A 4,409-nucleotide genomic window follows, 5' to 3' on the forward strand; every position below is an offset into this window, starting at 1 on the left:
AGGGTGAGGCTATTATCGTCAGTGACTGGCCCTGTGTTAATGATGATCTAATAGATCCTGACGCAGAAGGTACATACCAGCAAATCATGGACATTGTTAAAGGGATACGTAGTTTGAAAGCGGAAATGAACATTCCCCCTTCAGCCAAGGTGAAAATTCACTACGTTGGAGTACCTCTTGAAGAAAAGATTTCTACTATGATCTCTTCACTATCGAATTCTTACAAGCTGCATCATGAGAAATCAAAACAGAGTGGAAGTGCAGCTGCTTATACATCTGATAAATTCACCCTTTATGTTGAACTTGGTGAAATCGACCTTAATGCTGAATTGAAGCGGCTTGAAAAGAAAATCAGCACCCTCAACTCAGAAGTTTCAAGGCTTGAACGAAAACTCAGCAATGAAAAGTTCATTAACCAAGCCCCTGAAGATGTTGTAGAAGAAACAAGGGAAAAGCATAATGAAATGAAGGCACAATTGGAGAGGGTCAAAAACCTCATTGCTGACCTGAAGGTTTAGAATCATGAATTACAAAGAGTCTATCGAATATCTTTACAACTCAAGACCGTATGGCAAGATAAAATACGGTCTTTTTCGCATTAAAGAATTAATGGATAGAATCGGAAACCCACAAGATAGCTATCCTGTGATTCATATCACCGGAACAAATGGAAAGGGAAGTGTTGCAGCAATGATCACTTCTGTGTTAGCCCAAATGGGATTGAAAGTTGGGCTTAACATTTCCCCGCATATAATCTCTTTCCGCGAAAGATTTCAGATTAATGGGCAGTTGATTTCCAAAAGCAAAGTCGTGTCGCTTCTTGAGTATATTATGCCTCACTTAAATAAGATGGATAAAAAAGAAGAGGATTTTGCCCCAAGTTTTTTTGAAGTTGTCACAGCAATGGCCTTTCACTATTTTAGACAAGAAAAAGTGGATGTTGCGGTCATAGAGGTTGGACTAGGAGGCAAGTACGATGCCAGTAATGTTATTAAAAAACCCTTAGTTTCGGTGATTACTACCGTTGGCTTGGATCACCGCAAAATACTTGGAAACACTGAAAATGAAATTTCCAAGGAAAAGGCGGGTATAATTAAACCGGGAGCCCCTGTTGTGTCTGGAGTCACCAGGCCAGTCATCAGGCGGGTAATTGAAAAAATTGCCAAAGAAAATGGCGCAGATACGTATTTTTTCTGGCGGGATTTTTATGTTCAACCTCAGAAGATGTCTATTGGACATAATCTTTTTAATTATGTCGGCGAAAATCATCATAACAATTTGCCACTTTCTTTAAACGGTGCCCATCAATATCAGAACGCTGCTATTGCAATCAAAACCCTTGAAATTGCCAGTAAAAGGTTAAACATGAAACTTTCGTCAGACATTTTGAAAAAGGGACTCTCCAAAGTACAATGGCCTGGCAGATTCGAGCTATTAAAGGCTTTTGGAAAAGGAATCATTCTCGATGGTGCCCATAACCCCGATGGAACCCGGACTTTTGTCGAGAGTGTTAGAAATTATTTTGGCAACCAGAAAATAAGATTACTTTTTGGTGTCCTTGATGACAAAGACTATATGAATAACATCAGATTGCTTTCACCGATTTCCAGCGAGGTTATTGTCACCAAGGTTAGTAGTCATCGCAGCACATCGCCAGAAAAGGTTTTTCGCGAATGGAAGAAATATGTGGATAACGTTATCTATATTGAAAATCCTGAAATCGCCTTTTACGAGCTTTTAAATACAGAAAAACCTGTTGTCTTTTGTGTTGGGTCACTATATTTAGTGAGTGAAATAAGGCAGGCTATTCTTGGAGGAAAGGAAAATGCTTGAAGGTCTTGAAGGTGTTGTCAAAAAAATCAATGGAAATTATGTGTTGATTAAAGCCGGTTTTTTCACTTTCGGATTGAATTGTCCATTATCTACCGTAGAAAAGCTAAAGGTGGGTGAACGTTGCGATTTTCTCACATATATGAGTTTTCCTCAAGATAAGGCACCTGAGCTTTTTGGGTTCCTTACAGATGAGGAATTTGAGGTTTTTTCTGCTTTGATTAGGGTAAACAAAATAGGTCCCAAACTCGCATTGAAAATTTTATCTGGAACAACACCCGGTAATTTGAAAGCACTGATCGCCAGCAGAAATTTGGAGGGGCTTTCACATTTACCTGGACTTGGGAAAAAAACCGCGGAACGTTTAGTCGCTGAAATTGGACATCTCTTCGAGACGGGAATCGAATCCGGAACACTGGTGCCAGATGACCCGAGAATTGAAGATGCAATTAATGCACTAACTTCACTTGGCTTTGATAGGAGAATAACCATTAAAACCGTTTCTAAAGTATTGAAGGAACTACCCCATATTGAAACTGGTGAATTGATCAAAGAAGCCTTGAAAAAGATACGTTAATGAGTGGTTTTCACTTTTGATATGAAAAATTACCGATAAACATATAACATCTAAAGGGGGAGAAAAAATGAAAGCGATCGTTTTGGCAGCGGGGCTGGGTAAAAGAATGAAATCCAGCTTGCCAAAGGTGGTTCATAAAATCCTCGGTAAGCCAATGGTAAACTGGGTGATTTCTTCCATTTTTGAAGCCGGGATAAAAACTGAAGACATAACAGTGGTAACCGGTTATAGAGCTGAGCTGGTTGAGGAATTATTGCCTGAAGGAATCAAAAATGTAAGGCAACAAGAACAACTCGGGACAGGCCATGCAACCATACAAGCCATGGAAACGATAAACAGTGATGATCAGATTCTGGTTATTCCAGGTGATGTTCCCTTTATTGAACCTGAAACTCTTAAAATGCTTGTAAGAGAGTCAGCTGAGGGGTTTGAAGCAATTGTATTGACTATGAAACTCGATAACCCTGCTGAATATGGAAGGGTTATCGAACAAAACGGCAGGATACGTATAATAGAAGCTAAAGACGCTTCACCAGAGGAGAAAGAAATAAACGAGGTAAATACTGGCATTTATATTTTTGATTCGCAGTTTTTGAGAGATGCTTTGAAAAAACTGTCGCCTAATAATGCCCAGGGGGAATATTATCTCACAGACGTGGTACAATTCGCCAAGAAGGCAAAAAGAGTCATTTTGAACGATCCTCAAGAATCCCTTGGAATCAACGACAGAGTGCAGTTGTCCAAAGCACAAAGGGTGGCACAACAAAGAATAAACCACAAGCACATGTTAAATGGCGTAACAATAATAGATCCAGAAAACACGTATATTGGTCCAGATGTAATCATCGGAAAGGACACGATAATTGAACCTATGACCTTTATCTATGGCAATACCACAGTAGGTGAAAGATGCAACATTGGCCCTTTTACTCGTGTTTTCGATTCAACAATACAAAATGATGTCACAATTGTTAGATCTGAAATCGACAGAGCAATGGTTCATGCCCATTGCTCAATTGGACCTTTTTCCAGATTAAGGCCGGGTGCTGTTTTGCTGGAAGAGGTTAAAATCGGCAATTTCGTAGAAGTTAAGAAATCCACTATCGGAAAAGGCAGCAAGGCCCAGCATCTTTCATATATTGGTGATTCTGAAGTCGGGGAAAATGTTAACGTCGGTGCTGGTACGATAACCTGTAATTACGACGGTAAAAAGAAACACAGAACTGTTATTGGAGATGGTGCCTTTATAGGTAGTAATACAGCTCTCGTTGCCCCTGTAAATATAGGCAAGGAAACTGTCATAGGAGCTGGTTCAGTTATCACTGAAGATGTTCCAGATTATTCCCTCGGATTGGGGAGAGCAAAACAGGTAAACAAGGTCGATCGATACAGAAAAAGCGAGAAGGGAGAATGAACTTATGCCTTTTCATTCTAATGAAATGAAACTCTTTGCAGGCACTTCGAATATTCAACTCGCCGAAAAAATCGCCCGCCACATGGGCATACAATTGGGAAGTTGTGTGATGGGGAGATTTTCAGATGGTGAGATTAACATCAAGGTTGATGAAACCGTAAGGGGGCACGATGTTTTTATCGTTCAATCAACATCAACTCCCGTAAATGAAAACCTGATGGAATTACTGGTCATGATCGATGCTTTCAAAAGGGCTTCAGCGAATTCCATTGCTGCTGTTATTCCCTACTACGGTTACGCTCGCCAGGACAGAAAAGCAAGAGGAAGAGACCCCATTACCGCGAAACTTGTTGCGAATTTATTAACCATCGCTGGTGCTACAAGAATAGTTACCGTTGACCTCCATGCAGAGCAGATTCAAGGTTTTTTCGACATACCTGTTGATAATCTTTGGAGTTTTCCTGTTTTTTCAAAGCACTTTTTGAACAACAACATCGTTGATGTGAAAAATGTTGTCGTTGTTTCTCCTGATATAGGTGGTGTAAAAAGAGCGAGCAAGTTTGCGGAAAAGCTTGGCGCACCTCTCGC

The 4,409-nt window shown here is 40.2% G+C and carries 4 protein-coding genes and 1 pseudogene; all 5 read left to right on the top strand.

From position 1 onward, the window contains the following. Positions 1-518 (top strand): annotated as a pseudogene (locus AC3LHT_RS07170) (valine--tRNA ligase); the annotation flags it as partial. A 4-nt stretch (positions 519-522) separates the two neighbouring features. Beyond that, complete coding sequence (locus AC3LHT_RS07175; RefSeq protein WP_488662418.1) at positions 523-1,833, top strand: bifunctional folylpolyglutamate synthase/dihydrofolate synthase; 1,311 nt, start codon at positions 523-525, stop codon at positions 1,831-1,833. Next, entirely contained in the window at positions 1,826-2,407 is a 582-nt protein-coding gene (ruvA, locus tag AC3LHT_RS07180; protein WP_290647037.1) for a Holliday junction branch migration protein RuvA, read from the top strand. The genes AC3LHT_RS07175 and ruvA overlap by 8 nt, the downstream gene beginning before the upstream one ends. A 67-nt stretch (positions 2,408-2,474) precedes the next feature. Continuing rightward, on the top strand, positions 2,475-3,821 hold the full coding sequence (gene glmU, locus AC3LHT_RS07185; protein ID WP_290666894.1) for a bifunctional UDP-N-acetylglucosamine diphosphorylase/glucosamine-1-phosphate N-acetyltransferase GlmU: 1,347 nt from the start codon (positions 2,475-2,477) through the stop codon (positions 3,819-3,821). Positions 3,822-3,825: 4 nt separating this feature from the next. After that, positions 3,826-4,409, top strand: a 584-nt coding sequence (locus AC3LHT_RS07190; RefSeq protein ID WP_488662419.1) for a ribose-phosphate diphosphokinase, incomplete at its 3' end; no start/stop codon positions are given.

It is taken from the genome of Kosmotoga sp. (assembly GCF_982836095.1).

Bases quoted from the DNA above. Each gene is read 5' to 3' on its own strand.
- AC3LHT_RS07175 (WP_488662418.1), top strand. From the start codon at position 523: ATGAATTACAAAGAGTCTATCGAATATCTTTACAACTCAAGACCGTAT.
- ruvA (WP_290647037.1), top strand. From the start codon at position 1,826: ATGCTTGAAGGTCTTGAAGGTGTTGTCAAAAAAATCAATGGAAATTAT.
- glmU (WP_290666894.1), top strand. From the start codon at position 2,475: ATGAAAGCGATCGTTTTGGCAGCGGGGCTGGGTAAAAGAATGAAATCC.